The following is a 17,085-nucleotide window of genomic DNA, read 5'->3' as shown; positions in this document are numbered from 1 at the left end:
GTATCTGCTTACGAAATTTGATGACGATCGCATGCGAACGTCTATGGCCATCGATCATCAGCAGCGACAGGTCACGCAACGATCGATCCTGATCCTCCACGTCGAAGACGGGCATAGTTTACATGGGTTTAGCGAGTTAAATTGAATATGTGTAGCAACCCCATGGATCGACATACAAATGAACTAGACTCAGATTGATCAGTTTTAGAGATTCAACCATTTGTATCTTTCCATGGAACCTATGTGCTGAGGTAACCACTATTAATTAGTTTAACATCCCCGAAACTGTGGTATTAAATTAGCACTTTTGCTAATTAAACTCCCATATTTGCAGAGGAGTTTGATATTCGACTTTGAAGTACCGCGTAAAAAAGGCTGGGAGGATGGGGCGTTGGATACAATAAATATAAGCCACAGGCAGGAATCCGTATCTCTTCCGATAGAGATAGAAGATGGCTCGACGGCGTTTACCCGACCGTCAAAGTCAAAGCACTCACTAGTCATTCTTGACAGGAGGGAACTTGATCGGCACTGCCTTGCGCAATGCATGGCCGCCCACACGGCGGATTTCGTGATTCTGGCGTTCGGATCGATTGAAGAGTGGAAGCAAAAGCGCGAAGAATATCCTCCGCTTTCGGCAATCCTCTTGAACGTCGGTGGCAAGACGGTCGACGACCCTGTCGTTTCGGAGCAGATCAAGAGCCTTTCGTCGGAATTCGTGTCGACACCGGTCATCATATTGTCTGATAGTGACGATTTCGCTCAAATCGTCAGGGCGATCGACTACGGAGCCAAGGGTTATATTCCTGCCTCCGTCAGCATTAGCGTGTGCATGGAGCTGATTGCGCTATCGGTAGCAGGAGGACTCTTCGTGCCCGCAAGCGCCCTGTTCGCCATGCGTCACTTGCTGCAGTCGAACAACCCGACAGCGCACCCGCTGGCCGGGATATTCACGGACCGCCAGGCCGAAGTCGTCGCGGCACTGCGGCGCGGAAAGGCGAACAAGATCATTGCCTATGAGCTCAACCTGCGAGAAAGCACCGTCAAGGTACACGTTCGCAACATCATGAAAAAGGTCAAGGCAACCAACAGGACGGAAGTCGTGTTCAAGCTTAACGACTTGTTCCAGAGTGGAATTCCGGCACTAGCGTGAACAATACGTAGTGATGATACTAGGGCTTGGACAAATCTTTTCTTGCAACCACATTCTTGCTCAAATCACCCCCGGTGGCGCGAATGCGTCACCGGGTCTTCTTATACCAAGGCGATCTATTACGCTTCCCGCGATTTTGGCATGAGTAGCAATCGGGCGCTCAACCACGGCCTGTTTTTACCATACTTGCGGATGAACTGACCCGGCCCGATCCTGCCCATTCACGCCGCAACTCTTCGCCGCACAGAATTCAAGGCATACCAGCATTTTGGCCCGATCGTTTGCTTGCAGATCAACTTGATCCAGGGCAACGAATTTCGCACCTCAGGAGAAACCTCCAGTGCAAAACGCTGAATAGCCACGGCCGTCGCAACGTCGAAGTTGTTGAATGCAATACCAGCCTGTCGAAGCGCCTGTTTTCCGAGATCTCTGGCAAGAAAGCGTCGCAACATCTCATCTTTCCTGAGGCTATCGGCCGCTTGGTTAAACAGGATATCAAAAGCCATTTTTCTTTGTAGAAGGTCGGAGAGGATATTTTCCCCATAGTATTGCAGCGACATATTCGAAGCATGCTGGCGATAGACTGCTTGGTCGTCATTGATGTAGCCAACGCCGGCATGTGATGCGAGTCGCAGCCACATTTCCATATCGCCGGCATGCGGCAGTTCCTTGCGATAGCCGCCGACCTGCTTTTGCAGCGCCGTCCTCACAACAGCTGTCGGCGTTGGAACGAGATTGCGCGCTCCACTCAACCGCATGAATTGCCGACCGGACAAGACCTGCATGGGGTGCACGTTATTGTCGCCGAGAGGATCCGCGCGCTTGCTCGTAGTACCATCTGGCTCAGCTATGAGCGCGTTCCCGAACACCAACCCCACATCCGGATACTTGCGCATCAGCTCCGCCGAGCGGTCCAGCGCGCCCGGCAGAAGATAATCATCCGCAGAAAGAAGCAGGAATAAGTCACCGCCTGCCCAATCGATCCCTTCATTGTAGGTAGCGATGTGCCGCATGTTTGCAGTGTGCCGCCGATAAGTGACCCGCGTGTCGCGGGATGCCAGGGCCATCCCGACTTCCGGCGTATTGTCTGGCGAGCAGTCATCTATAATGAGCACGCGCACATCGACGCCCGCCTGCGAAAGGACGCTTTCAACGCATTCCTGCAAGAAATGGGAATAATTATAGCAGGGGACTACGACATCAACACGTTGCAAACTTCTTCCTCCGTAAGCACTGCGTCACTCCTGGTTTGACAAATCTTTCGGACGCGGCATCGTTTCTTTGTTATGCGTAATTTGTTTTCCGATTATTCTCGCATGCGTTGAGAATGTTTTCGCCTGGCTGATTTCACGCGAGGCCAGACAGTTGCCAACAAGGCGGACCGGGCAAGAAGACGGGATATAGCCGGCTCGGCAAGACTTTGGGTGTTCATATTTTGGCGCCGAGATAAGAGGTGGGGGAAAGCCTTGACAGCGCATATTGGCCGACCAGCTTTGCCACCGTGCGGCGCCTGAGGGGAAAGCCGAAATCCTGCCAGATGCGCCAGCGGTCCCGAGCCGGGAGAGACTTGAACCAGTGATATGGCTGGTCGGTGAACGCGAGGGTCTTGCTGCCTGCAGGAACAGGTTCTCCCATTCGCTTGTAGTCGGCTTCCCAAGTCGTCCGGTAGCATACCGTCGCGGTCGGTTCATGAGAGAGCGACAGCCGAGAGCTTCGGATCGAGCTCCAATAGACGGAATCTCCGACTGGATAGAGTTCCCTCGGCATGTGAGCCCAGCGCGCAATGATCGGCAGGGACGGTCGCGTGAGAAATAAGCAGTTCGTATCCACGTGCGTGCGACCGTCGCTCTTTGAGTCGTCGAACATGTAGGTGCCGTCCGCACGGTGCATCGAACGTCTCGATGTGCAAACCGCAGCACCGGTACGGCGGTGAAGCTCAAGCAAGCGCTGGATGTGGTCGGATCTGTACCAGTTGTCCGCATCGAGAAACGCCACCGCGTCATAGCCCTGGGCAAAGGCGCTGAGGCTGCCGATCACGCGAGCCATGTTGCCGGCGTCGCCGTGAGCATTCGGCAGAATGAAATGTTTTGCGCGCCAGCCACCGACGATAGCGTTCGGAAACCCGTCGGCAACAAAAACATGGTCGCATGCAACGGTTTGGTCGAGAACGCTCGCCCGGCATTGCTCAAGGAGCTCGTTAGGCTCCTTGTAGTATGGCGTAACAACGGCAACGCGCATGCCTCATTTCCTCATTGTTGTTTTTGCAGCGATTTGCACGTCCGACGGTTGCCGCTCATTTTGCAAACCGCGATTTGGGGCTCGGTCTATTGAAGAAACCGAGCCTTGATTTTCGCTTGCCGTTTCTGTTCACGTTCCCAGGGGCGCAGCTTGCGCAACAGGAAGGCCGACGGCCGGAGTAGGCAGATAGGTGTAAGCCGTTCGCGAGGACCGGACGCCAGGCACGCTCTTGGCTCCGCCAGAAAGCTTCCACTCGAAATACGCGATCGTTTTCTCGAGCCCCTCACGCAGGTTCACCGTCGGCTGCCAGCCCAGGTCCTGCTTTGCCCGGCTGATGTCGGGCTTGCGCTGTGTGGGATCGTCAATCGGCAGAGGATTGTAAACGATGCTTGATTTCGATCCGGTCATCTCGATGACCATTTCGGCCAGTTCCCGGACCTGGAATTCTCCTGGGTTGCCGAGATTGATCGGACCCGTGACGCCGGCCGGCGTACCCATCAGGCGGATGAAGCCCTCGATCAGATCGTCTACATAGCAGAAGGAGCGCGTCTGCGTGCCCTTGCCGAAGATGGTGATCGGCTCGTTTTGAAGCGCCTGAACGATGAAATTGGAGACGACGCGGCCGTCGTTGGTCTGCATACGCGGCCCATAAGTATTGAAGATCCGCGCCACGCGGATTTCCACACCGTATTGGCGATGATAGTCGAAGAATAATGTTTCGGCACACCGCTTGCCTTCGTCATAACATGCCCGCGGGCCTATCGGATTGACGCTGCCTCGATACTCCTCGGGTTGAGGGTGCACGGCCGGATCGCCATAAACTTCGCTGGTGGAGGCCTGGAAGATCTTCGCCTTGGTGCGTTTTGCCAAGCCGAGCATGTTGATGGCCCCGTGCACATTGGTCTTCACCGTTTGCACGGGGTCGTGCTGATAGTGGACCGGAGATGCCGGGCAGGCGAGGTTGTAGATCTCGTCGACCTCCACATACAGCGGGAAGGTAATGTCGTGGCGAAGAATCTCAAAGCGCGGGTCGTCGAGAAGGTGCAGCACGTTGTCGCGCGAACCGGTGTAGTAATTGTCCACGCAGAGGACGTCATTGCCCTCTCGCAAAAGCCTTTCGCACAGGAATGATCCCAGAAACCCGGTGCCGCCGGTAACCATAATTCTCTTGTGTCCGTGCATTGGTGTGCTCCGTTGTTGATGGTTGCCTCGTGGAAGTGGTCAGCAGGCTCCCCTGCGCTTGAAGACCGCGGGGATTGTGCCGAGAAGAATTTGGCAGTCGAACCACAGGGACCGGTTGTCGATGTAGAACTCGTCGAGTTGCTGCTGCAGCTCGATGTCCGCATCGCTTCGTTCAGAAATTTGCCAAAGGCCCGTGAGCCCCGGCGTGACGGAACGGCGCTTGTCCCGAAATTCGCCGTCCATCGCCGAAAGGTGATACTCCGGGAACGGGCGTGGTCCCACAAAGGCCATCTCGCCCGCAATGATGTTTGCCAATTGCGGGAGCTCGTCGATGCTCGATGAGCGCAGCATATGTCCTATAATCGGAAGGACGCGCGGATCGTCCTTGAGCTTGAAGTGGCTCAACCACTCGGCGCGCATGGCAGGGTTGTCTCGGAATAGTGCTTCGAGGCGCTTTTCCGCGTCTTGGTACATCGTCCTCAGTTTCAGGACGTGCACCGGCCTGCCGGACCGTCCTTCCCTGGCATGCCGAAAGAAGACCGGGCCGGGATCGATGGCATAGATTGCGGCCGCTGCCATCGCGATGAATGGCGCGACCACGATCGTTGCAGGGACGGCGATTGCGAGATCGAGGATCCGGCGAACCGGATCCGAGTTGATCGAACTCCCACCGGTGGTGAGGCGAATACCGATCTCTCCGCCGATATCCGCAGGTCGCAATCCACTTACCTTAAGGCTCGGCGTGTCGGACAGCAAAATGATTTCGGCGAACTTCCGACGCATCGCCGGCAAGTCGGACACAAGCGAGCCTGTGTCGCCGGCAATTACCGCAATGGATGGCCCGCCACCCGGCAATGCCTCCAAAGTATCGGAGGAAGAGGGCTCCGGCCTGATGCCATACTGCCAGTGGTCGTTGAAATGTGCCACGAGCGCGGGAGCAAGGTTGCGCCCCCCTATGACAACCGCGCGCTCCCCCCAAATTCCAAGTCTCCAGCACAGGCCACGTGCAAGCCAATGCACAAATGGCTGAACAATCAGCCCGAGACCGAGGAACACAATAATGGCAAGCAGCAGTCGTTCCCCCTCCGGCAGGACAATCGCTGCGAATGCCGCCAGGACAGCCACCTTGACGGCAGCCATAGTGCGCCGCCGCAGATGTTCGTGGTCATGCAGCCGATATCCAGGATAGAGGCCGGCCGATGCGTAAAGAACAATCGCAGCCAGTGCGGCGATCGTGAACGCGCGCTCCACGAGCGTGCCCTCCGAACCACTGGGAAGAAAGAACAGGAGAACGAAATAGGCAGTCAGATAGCTGGCAATGTCGCCGGCGACCAGGAAGGACGACGTTGCAAGCCGAGGAAGCTGGCGCCCTAGTGCGACGGGCATATTCAGTCCAGCCGGCGCAAAGGCATCGGCAGTCCTGGCTGCTATGGGCGGCACGGACCCTGCCGGAATCGCCCGCGATGTCATGTCATTTGGTGTGGATGCCTTCGACGGACCCGGTGTCATAGCTGACGGCACAAATATGGACATGACGCTTTTACCCCTCTACTGCATTTGTCCCGACGCGCCCGATTCAGAAATGGCGTCTTCGATCGGAAACTTCCGAAGTCCCAGTCTCTGGAATGCTGACAGTGAGATGAAGGTCGGCACGACGAGCGCATAGCGCCGCCACAGCCGCCGCGGCTCGCACATAAGACGAAACGCCCATTCGAAGCCGCTTCTTTGAATGAACCTCGGAGCCTGCCGCTTGAGGCCGGCGTGGAAATCGAACGCAGCTCCGACACCGATGAGCATCGATGCTTCCAGACGATCGCGCATGCGCGCCATCCAGAGTTCCTGTTTGGGACTGCTCAGCCCGACCCAGATGATATCGGCGCCCGACCGGTTGAGCCGGTCAGCAATATCCGTTTCCTCCCGCGTCGACAGTTTGCGAAAAGGCGGTGCATAGGAGCCGACGATCCGCGCTTGCGGATATTTTGCGAGAAGGCGCGCCTGCAGTTGTTCGAGCGTTTCGGCCGTTGCGCCATAAAGGAAATGGCGCAAGCCCTTGGCGCTGCCGGCATCGAAAACGGATAGCATGAGATCTGGTCCATAGACCCTGTCGCTTTCGGCATGACCAGCATGTCTCAGCGCCCAAACAAGCGGCATGCCGTCGGGGGTTACGAGGAACGCCCGGTTATGGATCGACCGGAGCTCGGGATCATCCTGACATCGGACGATGCCGTGTGCGTCGCGAACGCATACATATTCCTTCCTGCCGTCTTCGACCGCTTTTTGAATAAATCCCGTCGCGCTTTTGAGATTGACTGCCGAGACGCGAACACCAAGGACATTCGTCCATCCTAAAGAGCCCCCTGGATGAAGAACTGAAGTTGGGCTGCTGCCTACTGATTGTTTTCTCATGACCTACGCTTTCGCGACTGAAACTGTCATCAGAATATCCCGGCAGGTCGATTGCCTCCATACTTGCCGCTCCAGCTATTGGACGTAGAAGAGACTTCACGTTTACGTCTTACGCCGGGATGGCGTACGATATTCGAAGTAAGTCTACGTACCCCATGGCTTGCCATGTTGCTCTTTTTGATGACCGAAGAGCTGCAGAAGATATTCGCTCGCGCGAACAAAGCCGGGGAGGATCGTGTTCTATCGCCAGAATCGGAATGAACTCGCCGGCGACATTGAAGGTTCGACCGAAATCTCATCTCAAGGGTCTGGTAAAGGCCTTGCTAGAGAAGAGCCTGCGCGTACGAGCTGGCAATGCCATCATCTTTGATGTGCGGATCGAACATGCCCGGCAAATGCCGACGCTGGTTGACAGGAGCCAGCAGATCTTCGAGGCGATCTGGCTGCGGCTTCGCCTGACCCTCAAAAGGCCTTCGCCTTGACGCGATTGATCATTCGACGGATCGGCAGATCCCGGCGAACATTATCGCCGCAGAACACCGCTCGTCGCGGGGCGCGCGCCTTTTGTTACTCGGGCGGCGCGGCCACGCTCCCGGTGTCCGCCCCAGCCTTCTGAAGATCGCCTAGACTGCCAAATTCTCCCGAACGCATGATCCTCGGATCTATTCGGAAGCTCTTGTCGTTCAAGTTGCCGCTGTAGCGGTTGCGCGCGAATTGCACAAATCCAAGCCCAAGATCGGGAGCGTTGACGTACGCGACAATGCCGCTGTCACTGTCAACCGATACAACGTTCTCCTCAATACGATTGGGGCGTGCCCACGGTGGACGCCAACCCCTGCCGGTACCGTCATCAACGCGAAAAGCAGCGCCCGATCCGTTCGTGATGACGTTTCCCGCCACCAGGTTGCTCCAACCGCCATTGATACCGATCGCCGCGACGTTGCCCGAGAGCGTATTTCCCTCGATGCGCAGCCCGCTCGCCTTCCCATCCGTATAGATCGCCCAGCTGATAGGGGACGGCCATTCACCGGTATTTTCATATCCGGGAGGCCAGAACGTCCCATCGGCCCTGTTCATGAGATGACCGGTGCCGGTCACGAGATTGGAGCGGATGGTGCTGTTCAGAGGGTCGGCCTGCTCGCCCATCATCTTGATGGCACCGCCATCTGCCGTCTGCTGATTGGCGTTATGGATCACGTTGTGCTCGATGACAGCGTTATAGACGGCGTCATTGGAACCCCACAGCGAACCGCCGGCGATTCCGAACTGCGCCGTGTTTTCGATCAGATTGTCGGCGATCCTGACATTGTCAGCCGCCTGAAACCATATTCCGGCGGTTTCAATGTAAACCTTTCCGATGTCATGGATATGGTTTGAAAGGATCCTGGCGCCGTTCGACTTGCCGAAGGTGCCATAATTTGTGCCGACGTAGATCCCGTTGCCAGCCACATCCGCAATCACATTGGCGGCAATCAACGCATCCTTGCTTTCCGTCACATGGATCCCGACGCCGACATTCTCGATGCTGTTGCCGACAATCTTGACGCCATCAGCGTGTTCGATCCGAATGGCGCCAAATCCTCTGGTTTCCGTATAGAACTTGCCGCTGCCTTCGGGAGCTCCATCTCTAAACTCGAACCCTGATACAACCATCCCGCTGGCCCCATCCAACTTGAAGAATGTCGGCAGGATGCCAGCAACGACGACGGAATTGGGCAACGACTGATCGACAGGGATATAATGAAGCTCGCCCGCGACAAGGTCGTACCACCACTCTCCGGGAGCATCGAGCAAGGTCTTGGCTCCGGCAAGGAAATAGCGGCTGCCTTCTGCGGTAAAGAAATAGCCTGTGCCTTTCGTATGGACAGTCCGGCCGGCGTCATCGATGGATACAACGGGGAGCGTATCATTGCCCCACTGGCTTCCGGGTTGATACCCCCCAACGATGTCCACGACCAGTCCACTTGTATCACCCACTGCCGGAAGATCGCCGGCATGGAAACAAAAGCCCGTGTTTCCTTCCGACGCGTCGACGGTAGGCTGGCACTTTGCGGCAAACAACCATCCCTTGCGTGGATCGCCATCAGCGGGGGCGTTGGGGAATCGAGCTCTGGTTTGGCGTATCCCATCGACGAAAAGGTCACCGACCCCTTCATCCGGCGGCAACTTCAGCGGCGCCGTCCAGCGACCATCGGCTTGCTGCGCGAAGTCGCGCACGCGCGGCCCCCCATGCAAAATCGGCACTTCATTGCATCTTGCCGTCAGGATCAAGCCCGTATCGCGGGCATCAAAGACGATCGGCTGAGTAAGGTAGTAATCGCCTTTACCCAGCGCGATGGTGTTGGTGCCGCCCTTCTCACGGGCAGCATCACGGGCTCTTTCAATGCTGGCGAAAGGGCCGTCGCCACCCTGCTGAGTTGCGGTCGGAAGGAGGCCACTCCAGGTGTCTTTGCCATCGGGAGAAACGTAAAATATCGTCCGCACCCCGGTGCTGCTGCTCAATTCGTCGCTTAAAGAAGTCCCCTTCAACTTGGCTGACAAAGTCGCGGAAGCTTCCGCGCAAGTCGCCTCCCTGACGAGCACCTGCAGGCGCTCGGGCCCATCTATCTCTGTCCCAACTGGCGCCGGATTGCCGGGCTGGGGAAAGAGCATGACAGGCAAAATGCTCAGGATCCGTCCAAAACGCCGCCTCATGATGTCTGCAACCCGCTCGTAAGGCCATGCGCGGGCGCCTGCCAAGCTGGCGAACGGCTGGTCGAAACGACGGGCGCGTATAGCGAAAACATGATGATGGCTGTGGTAAACAGGATGAAGATGGCGTCATTCTGAACGAAAAAAATACTCTCGGTCAGATTCATCACCGGAATCATGATCGTAAGGACATTGAGCCAGAGCCACCCGTACTGCGGATCATGACAGTGAAGGAACGCGCCCTGGCGAATTGCGTAGGGAAGCATCAGAGCGAACGGAATCATTCCAATGATGCCAAAGCTCAACAGGATATCGCGGTATCCATTATGCGCGTGGGGCGCCGGCCATCCGATTTTTAACCAGATGTGCGTCGCTTCAGGGTTCGCGACTGTCCAGAAAGCCTGGTAACCGTAGCCAAGCAACCAACGATCGGATATTTCGCGGTCAACCAGCTCCCACAATGGCACCCGACCCGTCAAAGTCGCGTCCTTGCCGAGCGCTACAAGGGCCGGAACCAGGAATTCGTGCAGCGAAATCAGAATGCCGACAGACAGCTGAACGAAAAACAGGACGATGACGACGCGGCCAATGCTGCTGCTTCTTTGCAGGAGGGAATAAAAGCCGATCAGGCAATACGCCACTGACGTTGCAATGATCGCGGTCATCGATCCGGAGCTTGCAAGGCAGATCACACCCGCCGCCAACAAGATGAACGCGGTTCGCCGCAGACCGAGCGTGCCGTCGATCAGCACCGCCGTCGCCACCAAGATCATCAGAGCCGCGTACCAGCCCAGGACGTTCTTGTGAATGAAGACGCCCCGCATAGCACCGTCCGGCATACTGGCGAGGCTTGGTGACACCACGGAGATAACCACACTCAGGCCGATACAGGCTCCAAGCGTCACAAATAGCAGGAACAGCAGCTGCCTTGGCGTGAAACGTATCGCCAGGACATAGGAAAGAAGCATGCAAAACAAAAGGCCGATTGCGCGCCTCAAGGTCGTTGGCGGTGATATTGACCACAGGGCAGACAAAAACGGCAAGACGAGCATCAGGGGAAGAATCAGATTTCGTCTGAGCGCCGTTAGAAACTGCGGAAAATTGCGTATCAGGATCACGATTGTAAATGCATAAACAGGAAAGCAAGGAAGACGCAGTATAGATTTGGCAGATTCGCTGAGCGTTCCGTCCGCATCAGCCAGGATAAGTGGCAGAAGAGCGCCTGCCTGAAGAAAAAGGGATATGCCGGCGCCCCAGCATTCTATGGCCCGCCAACTGATGGTTGGTCCGCTGGCAGTTCTGAGGCTATCTACTCTCATTATCCGTCCCGACTGACTTGAACAGACAAGCGGCTGTTGATCGCGGCAGATCAAAAAAACAGGTGTCGGCCTTTGTGGCTGCGCTGCTCTCAAGCAATCATCCGGCCACATCCCCGGTCAACCTGTTCTAGTGAAGGGCGGGCTACGCCTAATGCACCTTCGCTCCACCCAAAGACGATGTTGCGCCTAAGCTTTCAGCCGGCATTTACCCAAAAGGTGGGTCTTCATGCCCGCGAATTGCCCTTAAGAGCAGATGTTGCGCTTGTCCGTTCACCGGTACCGTGGCGATGAATCTCTCGTGAAGCGTGGTGGGTAAGCCGCGGTTCCACTGCAATGAGGCAACAATTCTGACAGAGGCTATCTCTGCAGTCGAAGCCTGGAAGGTTAGGATTACTATGTTTCTGCGTCATGATCCTAGTTCTCTATGCAACACGACCGGCGCTCTGCTCGTCGTGGCATTGTCAGCGGCGATCTCATCGGCTCTGCGCGAGATGCTGTTCGGCCGACATGGTATTTTGAATATCACCATCACCGAGGCTCCAAGCCTCGATGGCTACCTAAAGGTCGACCTCTCAAGCAACTTTGCGCTGCTGCACAGCAGCGCATCGCGGCAACCCGCCTGAGCGCGCGCCATGGAGCGGCCGGCCCTCAGTGTCCTCATCAATAATTACAACTACGCTCGCTTCGTTGGGCGGGCGATAGACAGCGTGTTGAGCCAGGACGCGCGCAACGTCGAGATAATCGTCGTCGATGACGGCTCTACCGACCAGTCGCGGTCTGTTCTGGAAGTGTATGACAACCGAGTAAAGGTGATCTTCCAGGAGAACGCAGGACAGGCGGCTGCGATCAATACCGCTGTGAGATCAAGCACGGGCGAGATCCTCTGTTTTCTGGATGCTGACGACTGGTGGGCGCCGAGCAAGCTGTCGGCGACGGCTGCAGCGTTCCGCGCAAACCCGCAAGCATCGCTCGTCTATCACCGACTGCAGCCAACGCTTGTCGATGGCACGCCGACTTCCAAGCCGATCCCTCGGACCCTGTGTTCGGGCGCTTTGTCGCCGCTACTCACCAGATCGGCTGGCTGGTGGCCTTTTCCGATGACGTCAGCCGTCGCGGTACGGCGTAGCGCATGGAATGCTGCCGGCAGCATTCCCGAACAATTCCGCATATCGGCCGACGCCTGGCTCGTGGGGATCTATCCGTTTCTGGGGGACGTCATTGCCATGCCGGATCCGCTTGGATTCTACCGCATCCACAATAACAACTGGTATCGCTCGACCGAGGATGCCACCACGCTAAGGAGGCGGATGACGCACTGGCAGCGTACCGTTGAAGCGACGAACCTGTTTCTCTCAACCCATCAACTGCCGGCAAGACTACGTCTGACGGATCACCATCCCTATCGCATCGCGTCGGCAAAGCTGCAGGGAGCCGATACACGCACCCGGTTCAAGCTTGCCGTCGAAGGCCTCTTCTTTGCCGGCGAACCGAACCTGCTCCGACGGACGCGCGATAGTTTGCGCTCTGCGCGCGGCCTGTCACGGCTCGGCCTGGACGTCGGCTTGTCGGAGGCAGCGAAATGAAGGCGCTGCTATTGGTTTCCGAACTGGAAGACTATACCATCTCCTTCGCCAGCGGCGTTGCCCAACACCTGAACGTTGTGCTTGCCGTGCCTCGCCGGCGCTATGCACATCTCGCCTCTTCTTTCGATCCGGCTGTCGATCTGCACCTTCTGGACTGGCCGAGACACCGTTCTCTCTCCAATCCCTGGTTTCTCTACCAGCTTACGCGTCTGATCCGGCGGGAACAGCCAAACCTCATCCATCTCCTCAGCAATTCTACGCTTTGGCTGAACCTTGCCGTGCCGTTCTGGCGCCCGATCCCGCTTGTGACGACCGTTCATGACGTGGAAATCCATCCCGGCGATTCCGATACGCGGACGCTGCCCGACTGGGCCCCCGAATTGATGGTGAAACAATCCGGACATGTTGTCGTCCACGGCGAGGGACTGAAGCGGCTTGTCCTCGATCGATATTCAAAATCGCCGGACTGTGTCCATGTCCTGTCGCATCCCTCCATCCTTCGCTATGCGGAACTCGCGCGGCGACAGAAGATGGCACCGCGCGAAGCGGATGGTACCATACGCGTCCTGCTCTTCGGACGGATTTTCGCCTACAAGGGCCTGGAACATCTGGTTCGGGCCGAGGCGATGCTCAAGGACGCCCTTCCCAACCTGCGCATCACGGTCGCAGGCCGTGGCGACAATCCGCTGATATTCCAGCCGCTTATGGGGGATGCCGGCCGCTACGACATTCGCAATCGTTTTATCGAGGATGCAGAGGTCGCCCAGCTTTTCCTGGACACCGACATTGTCGTGCTTCCCTATACTGAAGCATCCCAAAGCGGTGTACTCAACCTTGCTGCCGCATTTGGCAAACCGGTGATCGTCACGGATGTCGGCGAGTTGCGGGGCACCGTTCAGCCCAACGGGTTGGGAATGGTGGTCCCTCCCGGAGATGCCAAAGAGCTCTCGGCAGCAATCAGGACATTGGCAGACAACGGCGAACTGAGAAACAATTTCGGCGCCAATGCGCTCGAATGGGCCAAAGGACCGAATTCGCCTGAACGGGTCGGCGCCCAGGCCGCGGCCGTTTATCGGGAGGTGATCGGGTCATGCTGATGGAGGCCGTGACGGACAGAAGTCGAATGGCACTACGGAGCACGGCCAGCGTCCGCCACTATGTTCCGGGCGGCTGCGAGAACGGCGGCGGCATTGGCAGGCTGGTCGGCTATATAACAGAGACAGCGAACGAGACCGGCAGCGAACATTTCGTCACCGATACCAGAGGGGCTCGATGGTCCAAGGTGACGTCACCCGCACGCCTGCTCGGCGCCATCCTGACGATGGCAAAGGACCGGATTGTCGCGCCGGCCCGCATTCACCATATCCATATCGCCGGCCGCGGCAGCACCTCCCGAAAACTGATCCTGACCGAGGCTGCCCGTTTGTTCGGGTGCTGCCACATATTGCACCTGCACGACTACGACTATGCCGGCGACTTTGCGCAACGCTCGCCGCGCCAGCAACGGCTCATCCGTCGGATGTTTCAGAATGCCGATTGCGTTGTGGCGCTCGGCCGGCGCGATCGCATGACGCTGACCACACTTCTGGGCGTTGACGAGCGTCGCACGGTCGTTGCCCATAATTGCGTCCCCGATCCCGGGGCGCACGATATTCGCGTCGGCCAGACACCGCTGATCGTATTCCTCGGCCGGTTGAGCGAACGCAAGGGCGTCACGGAGCTTTTGTTGGCCCTGAGCCACCCGCTCATGAAAGAACTCCAGTGGCGGGCTGTACTGGCAGGCGACGGACCTGTCGAGGATTATCGCCGTCAGGCTGACGCCATGGCGCTTTCCGATCTGGTAGAGATGCCCGGCTGGCTCGACGCCGGTGAGGCGCGAGCCCTGTGTGCGCGTGCAGATATCCTGGTTCTGCCTTCGCACGCCGAAGGTCTGGCAATGGCCCTGCTCGAAGGGCTGTCCCACGGGCTCGCGGTCGTCACCACGCGTGTCGGAGCGCATGACGAAGTCATTACCGACGGTGAAACCGGGATTTTCGTGCCCGTCGGAGATCCGAATGCCTTGGCTGCAGCCATGGCGAAACTGGTGACCGATCCAGAAACCTGCATCCGCCTCTCAGTCCGGGGGCGCACGCATTACCTCAACCATTTCAGCATGAAGGCCTACATGCGGTCGCTCGAGAAACTATACGAAACCGTTTCCGCGAAACCTCAAGCAATGGTTGGCGCACGATGACGATTTCCACTCTTCCGCCGGACCGCAATCTTCCGATCTCGCCGATGCGCTATGACCCACGCTTTCAGGTAGAGACCAAGGCGGACAACTTCGATCTGGCATCCATTTACCGTCTCGTTCGCCGAAGAATGATCATGATCATCACGATAACCATGCTGCTCATGGCGCCCGCGGCGATTATGATCTTTGGGCTGAAGCCCACCTACCAGGGCTGGGCCCGGTTGATTGTCCACCAGCCCCTCGCAACATCGCTTGATACGGACGATGCCAACCACAGTGATCTACTTGACGCGAAATCGGAGACTGAGCGGCTTCTATCCAGAAGTATCGCAGAGCGAGTTGTCCGCGAACTGCAGCTTGACGTGCGGGAGGAATTCAATCCAGCGCTGCGGGAGACCTCGTTCATCGAAAGGATCCGGACAAAGGTGCGCGCCCTGTTCGACACAAAAAACCCCACCTCGCCTTTACGGGACAACATCAACGCCATCATCCCGGAATATTTTAGGGCGCTCGGCGTGTGGCATGAAGATAAGAGTGACGTTATCCAGATCAGCTTCAATTCGACTGATCCTGAACTCGCAGCCGCGGTTCCGAACCGGGTCATCGGCATTTACCTCGATGAGCGGAAGGAGAGTGTCCGTGGCCGCCTGGATGCGGCGGAAGAGTGGATACGACAGCGCATCACGGAACAACAGGTTCGCGCTGACACTTCTCGAGACGCTGCCCGCAACTATCAAGAATCGATGGACGTCGTCTCGAAAGAGGACGCTCAGGAGGAACGGATCAAGTCATTTCTGGAACTCACTGGCCGAGAAGGGAAAATCGAAGAAAGCCGGGTTGAGGTAGAGGCGGCGATCTCGACGCTGGAAACAGCCGATAACGCTTCGGTCGCAGCGCAGAACATCGTCGTCCCCGACAGCATTGCCATAAAGCAACGCGATCTTCGCGGACAGGAACAGGATCTCGCCCGTCTTCTCGAGACATATGACGGCAATGCCGACGCCGTGGTGGAGCTACGTGGAGAGATCCAAGAATCCCGTGCCGATCTCGAACTTGCGACCAAACAATATCTCCAGACAATGCGGATCAAGCTCGTCGCACTTGATCATGAAGCTGAAGCAGTACAATCCAGGTTGGTTGTTGCTAATGAAAAACGCATACGCGATGCGCTGGTGCAGACGGAATTGTTGCGACTTCAGAAGATCGCGGAAAAGGAACAAACGGCACTCGACAAGCTTGAGAACCAGCGCCGTGACCTCGCCGCGAGGGCCCTGCTGCCGGGGGCGGAGTTGGAAGTTTTAACACCGGCTACAGTGCCGCTTGCATCACAGGGACGTGGACGGCTTTCCTATCTGGTGGGCGCCCTCCTGGCCGCAATCTCGGCCGCCATAACGGCCGCTTTCGTGATCGAAATGTGGGACCGGACGGTCCGGAGCTTCGACCAGATATCTGGAATGGCGCGCACGATACCGGCTGGACTTATCCCGCGTCTGGCGCGAAGGGAACATTCGAAGACGATGTTCACACATATACCGGTCCCGATGTTTGACGAAGCAATCCGTACCGTGGTGCTTTCACTCAAGCAGTCCAATGGCGGTAAGTTGCCGAACAGCATCGTCGTTACGTCGGCTCACAGCGGGGACGGCAAGTCGCTTGTCGCGCGATCGCTGGCTATCGAACTTGCCGCCGCCGCGATTCCGGTGCTGCTGGTCGATGGCGACCTTCGGCGGGGAAAACTCGATTCGTTTTTCAGGTCGGAGCTAACGCACGGATTGAACGAATTCCTGAATGGTCAAGCCGATTTCCGCGACATCGTCTACCACCATCCAAGCGGTATCGATTTCATTCCGTCTGGAAATTTCAGTCTCCAGCGGCGCGTCCGTCCGAACGGCCTCGCAGAAATCATCGAGATGGCGGTCGCGGCCGGCCAGGTTGTCATCTTCGACAGCGCGCCTGTGCTCGCCTCGACAGATACCGTGCATTTGACTGCCCTGGCGGAAAGAACACTGGCAATCGTTGGATGGGGAAAGACGAGCCGCCGCGCCGTCGAGTTCAGCCTGCAGCAAATGAAAAGCTCGCGGAACTCGGAAATCGTTGTCGCGATCAACAAGGTAAATCCCGAAAAGCACGCACTGTATAATTTCAGCGACTCGGAGCTTTTTTCAAAATCCCTGATGAAATACTACAAACTCAAAGTGTGAATACATCACACGCACTGATTAAATGCTCATTTTTTGAAATTGCACGAACTACACAGCATAATTTGCTTCTGCATTGGCA

At 57.1% G+C, this 17,085-nt stretch carries 14 protein-coding genes; 7 read left to right on the top strand and 7 right to left on the bottom strand.

Annotated elements, in window-relative coordinates:
• Nucleotides 1–391: 391 nt before the first annotated feature.
• Complete coding sequence (locus tag J3O30_RS24475; RefSeq protein WP_207585155.1) at nucleotides 392–1,153, top strand: response regulator transcription factor; 762 nt, start codon at nucleotides 392–394, stop codon at nucleotides 1,151–1,153.
• Nucleotides 1,154–1,374: 221 nt separating this feature from the next.
• On the opposite strand, the gene J3O30_RS24470 is transcribed toward J3O30_RS24475, so the two are convergent.
• From J3O30_RS24470 to J3O30_RS24450, 5 genes are all read right to left on the bottom strand, one after another.
• Nucleotides 1,375–2,367 carry a glycosyltransferase gene (locus tag J3O30_RS24470; protein WP_207585154.1) on the bottom strand — a complete coding sequence of 331 codons (993 nt, stop codon included), beginning with the start codon at nucleotides 2,365–2,367 and terminating at the stop codon, nucleotides 1,375–1,377.
• A 214-nt stretch (nucleotides 2,368–2,581) separates the two neighbouring features.
• Complete coding sequence (locus tag J3O30_RS24465; RefSeq protein WP_207585153.1) at nucleotides 2,582–3,391, bottom strand: glycosyltransferase family 2 protein; 810 nt, start codon at nucleotides 3,389–3,391, stop codon at nucleotides 2,582–2,584.
• Between the two features lie 129 nt (nucleotides 3,392–3,520).
• Nucleotides 3,521–4,573, bottom strand: a complete 1,053-nt coding sequence (locus J3O30_RS24460) for a UDP-glucuronic acid decarboxylase family protein (RefSeq protein ID WP_207585152.1) — start codon at nucleotides 4,571–4,573, stop codon at nucleotides 3,521–3,523.
• 39 nt (nucleotides 4,574–4,612) lie between these two features.
• Complete coding sequence (locus J3O30_RS24455) at nucleotides 4,613–6,106, bottom strand: sugar transferase (RefSeq protein WP_207585151.1); 1,494 nt, start codon at nucleotides 6,104–6,106, stop codon at nucleotides 4,613–4,615.
• 15 nt (nucleotides 6,107–6,121) lie between these two features.
• Nucleotides 6,122–6,979 (bottom strand): WecB/TagA/CpsF family glycosyltransferase, encoded by an 858-nt coding sequence (locus J3O30_RS24450; protein WP_207585150.1) that lies wholly within the window; start codon nucleotides 6,977–6,979, stop codon nucleotides 6,122–6,124.
• Nucleotides 6,980–7,134: 155 nt separating this feature from the next.
• Between J3O30_RS24450 and J3O30_RS24445 the strand changes: the two genes are divergently transcribed.
• Nucleotides 7,135–7,461 (top strand): hypothetical protein, encoded by a 327-nt coding sequence (locus J3O30_RS24445; protein WP_207585149.1) that lies wholly within the window; start codon nucleotides 7,135–7,137, stop codon nucleotides 7,459–7,461.
• 85 nt (nucleotides 7,462–7,546) lie between these two features.
• Here the strand turns inward: J3O30_RS24445 and J3O30_RS24440 are convergent, their stop codons facing one another.
• Nucleotides 7,547–9,673: a right-handed parallel beta-helix repeat-containing protein gene (locus tag J3O30_RS24440; RefSeq protein WP_207585148.1), complete on the bottom strand. Its 2,127-nt coding sequence runs from the start codon at nucleotides 9,671–9,673 to the stop codon at nucleotides 7,547–7,549.
• Nucleotides 9,670–10,989, bottom strand: a complete 1,320-nt coding sequence (locus J3O30_RS24435) for an O-antigen ligase family protein (protein ID WP_207585147.1) — start codon at nucleotides 10,987–10,989, stop codon at nucleotides 9,670–9,672. The genes J3O30_RS24440 and J3O30_RS24435 overlap by 4 nt, the downstream gene beginning before the upstream one ends.
• A 395-nt stretch (nucleotides 10,990–11,384) precedes the next feature.
• Between J3O30_RS24435 and J3O30_RS24430 the strand changes: the two genes are divergently transcribed.
• The 5 genes from J3O30_RS24430 to J3O30_RS24410 are packed head-to-tail and all read left to right on the top strand — an operon-like array spanning nucleotide 11,385 to nucleotide 17,006.
• The gene (locus J3O30_RS24430) at nucleotides 11,385–11,612 is read left to right on the top strand and encodes a hypothetical protein (RefSeq protein ID WP_207585146.1); all 228 of its coding nucleotides are present in this window, start codon (nucleotides 11,385–11,387) and stop codon (nucleotides 11,610–11,612) included.
• Nucleotides 11,613–11,621: 9 nt separating this feature from the next.
• Complete coding sequence (locus J3O30_RS24425; protein ID WP_207585145.1) at nucleotides 11,622–12,572, top strand: glycosyltransferase; 951 nt, start codon at nucleotides 11,622–11,624, stop codon at nucleotides 12,570–12,572.
• Entirely contained in the window at nucleotides 12,569–13,669 is a 1,101-nt protein-coding gene (locus J3O30_RS24420; protein ID WP_207585144.1) for a glycosyltransferase family 4 protein, read from the top strand. The genes J3O30_RS24425 and J3O30_RS24420 overlap by 4 nt, the downstream gene beginning before the upstream one ends.
• The gene (locus J3O30_RS24415) at nucleotides 13,663–14,805 is read left to right on the top strand and encodes a glycosyltransferase family 4 protein (RefSeq protein ID WP_207585143.1); all 1,143 of its coding nucleotides are present in this window, start codon (nucleotides 13,663–13,665) and stop codon (nucleotides 14,803–14,805) included. Before J3O30_RS24420 ends, J3O30_RS24415 begins: the two co-directional genes overlap by 7 nt.
• Nucleotides 14,802–17,006: a polysaccharide biosynthesis tyrosine autokinase gene (locus tag J3O30_RS24410; RefSeq protein WP_207585142.1), complete on the top strand. Its 2,205-nt coding sequence runs from the start codon at nucleotides 14,802–14,804 to the stop codon at nucleotides 17,004–17,006. Before J3O30_RS24415 ends, J3O30_RS24410 begins: the two co-directional genes overlap by 4 nt.
• The last annotated feature ends 79 nt before the right edge of the window (nucleotides 17,007–17,085 follow it).

Source organism: Rhizobium sp. NZLR1 (assembly GCF_017357385.1).
In the GTDB taxonomy this organism is placed as follows: domain Bacteria; phylum Pseudomonadota; class Alphaproteobacteria; order Rhizobiales; family Rhizobiaceae; genus Rhizobium.
The sequence above is the reverse complement of the archived record's forward strand: the minus strand, read 5'-3'. Positions and strand labels throughout refer to the sequence as shown.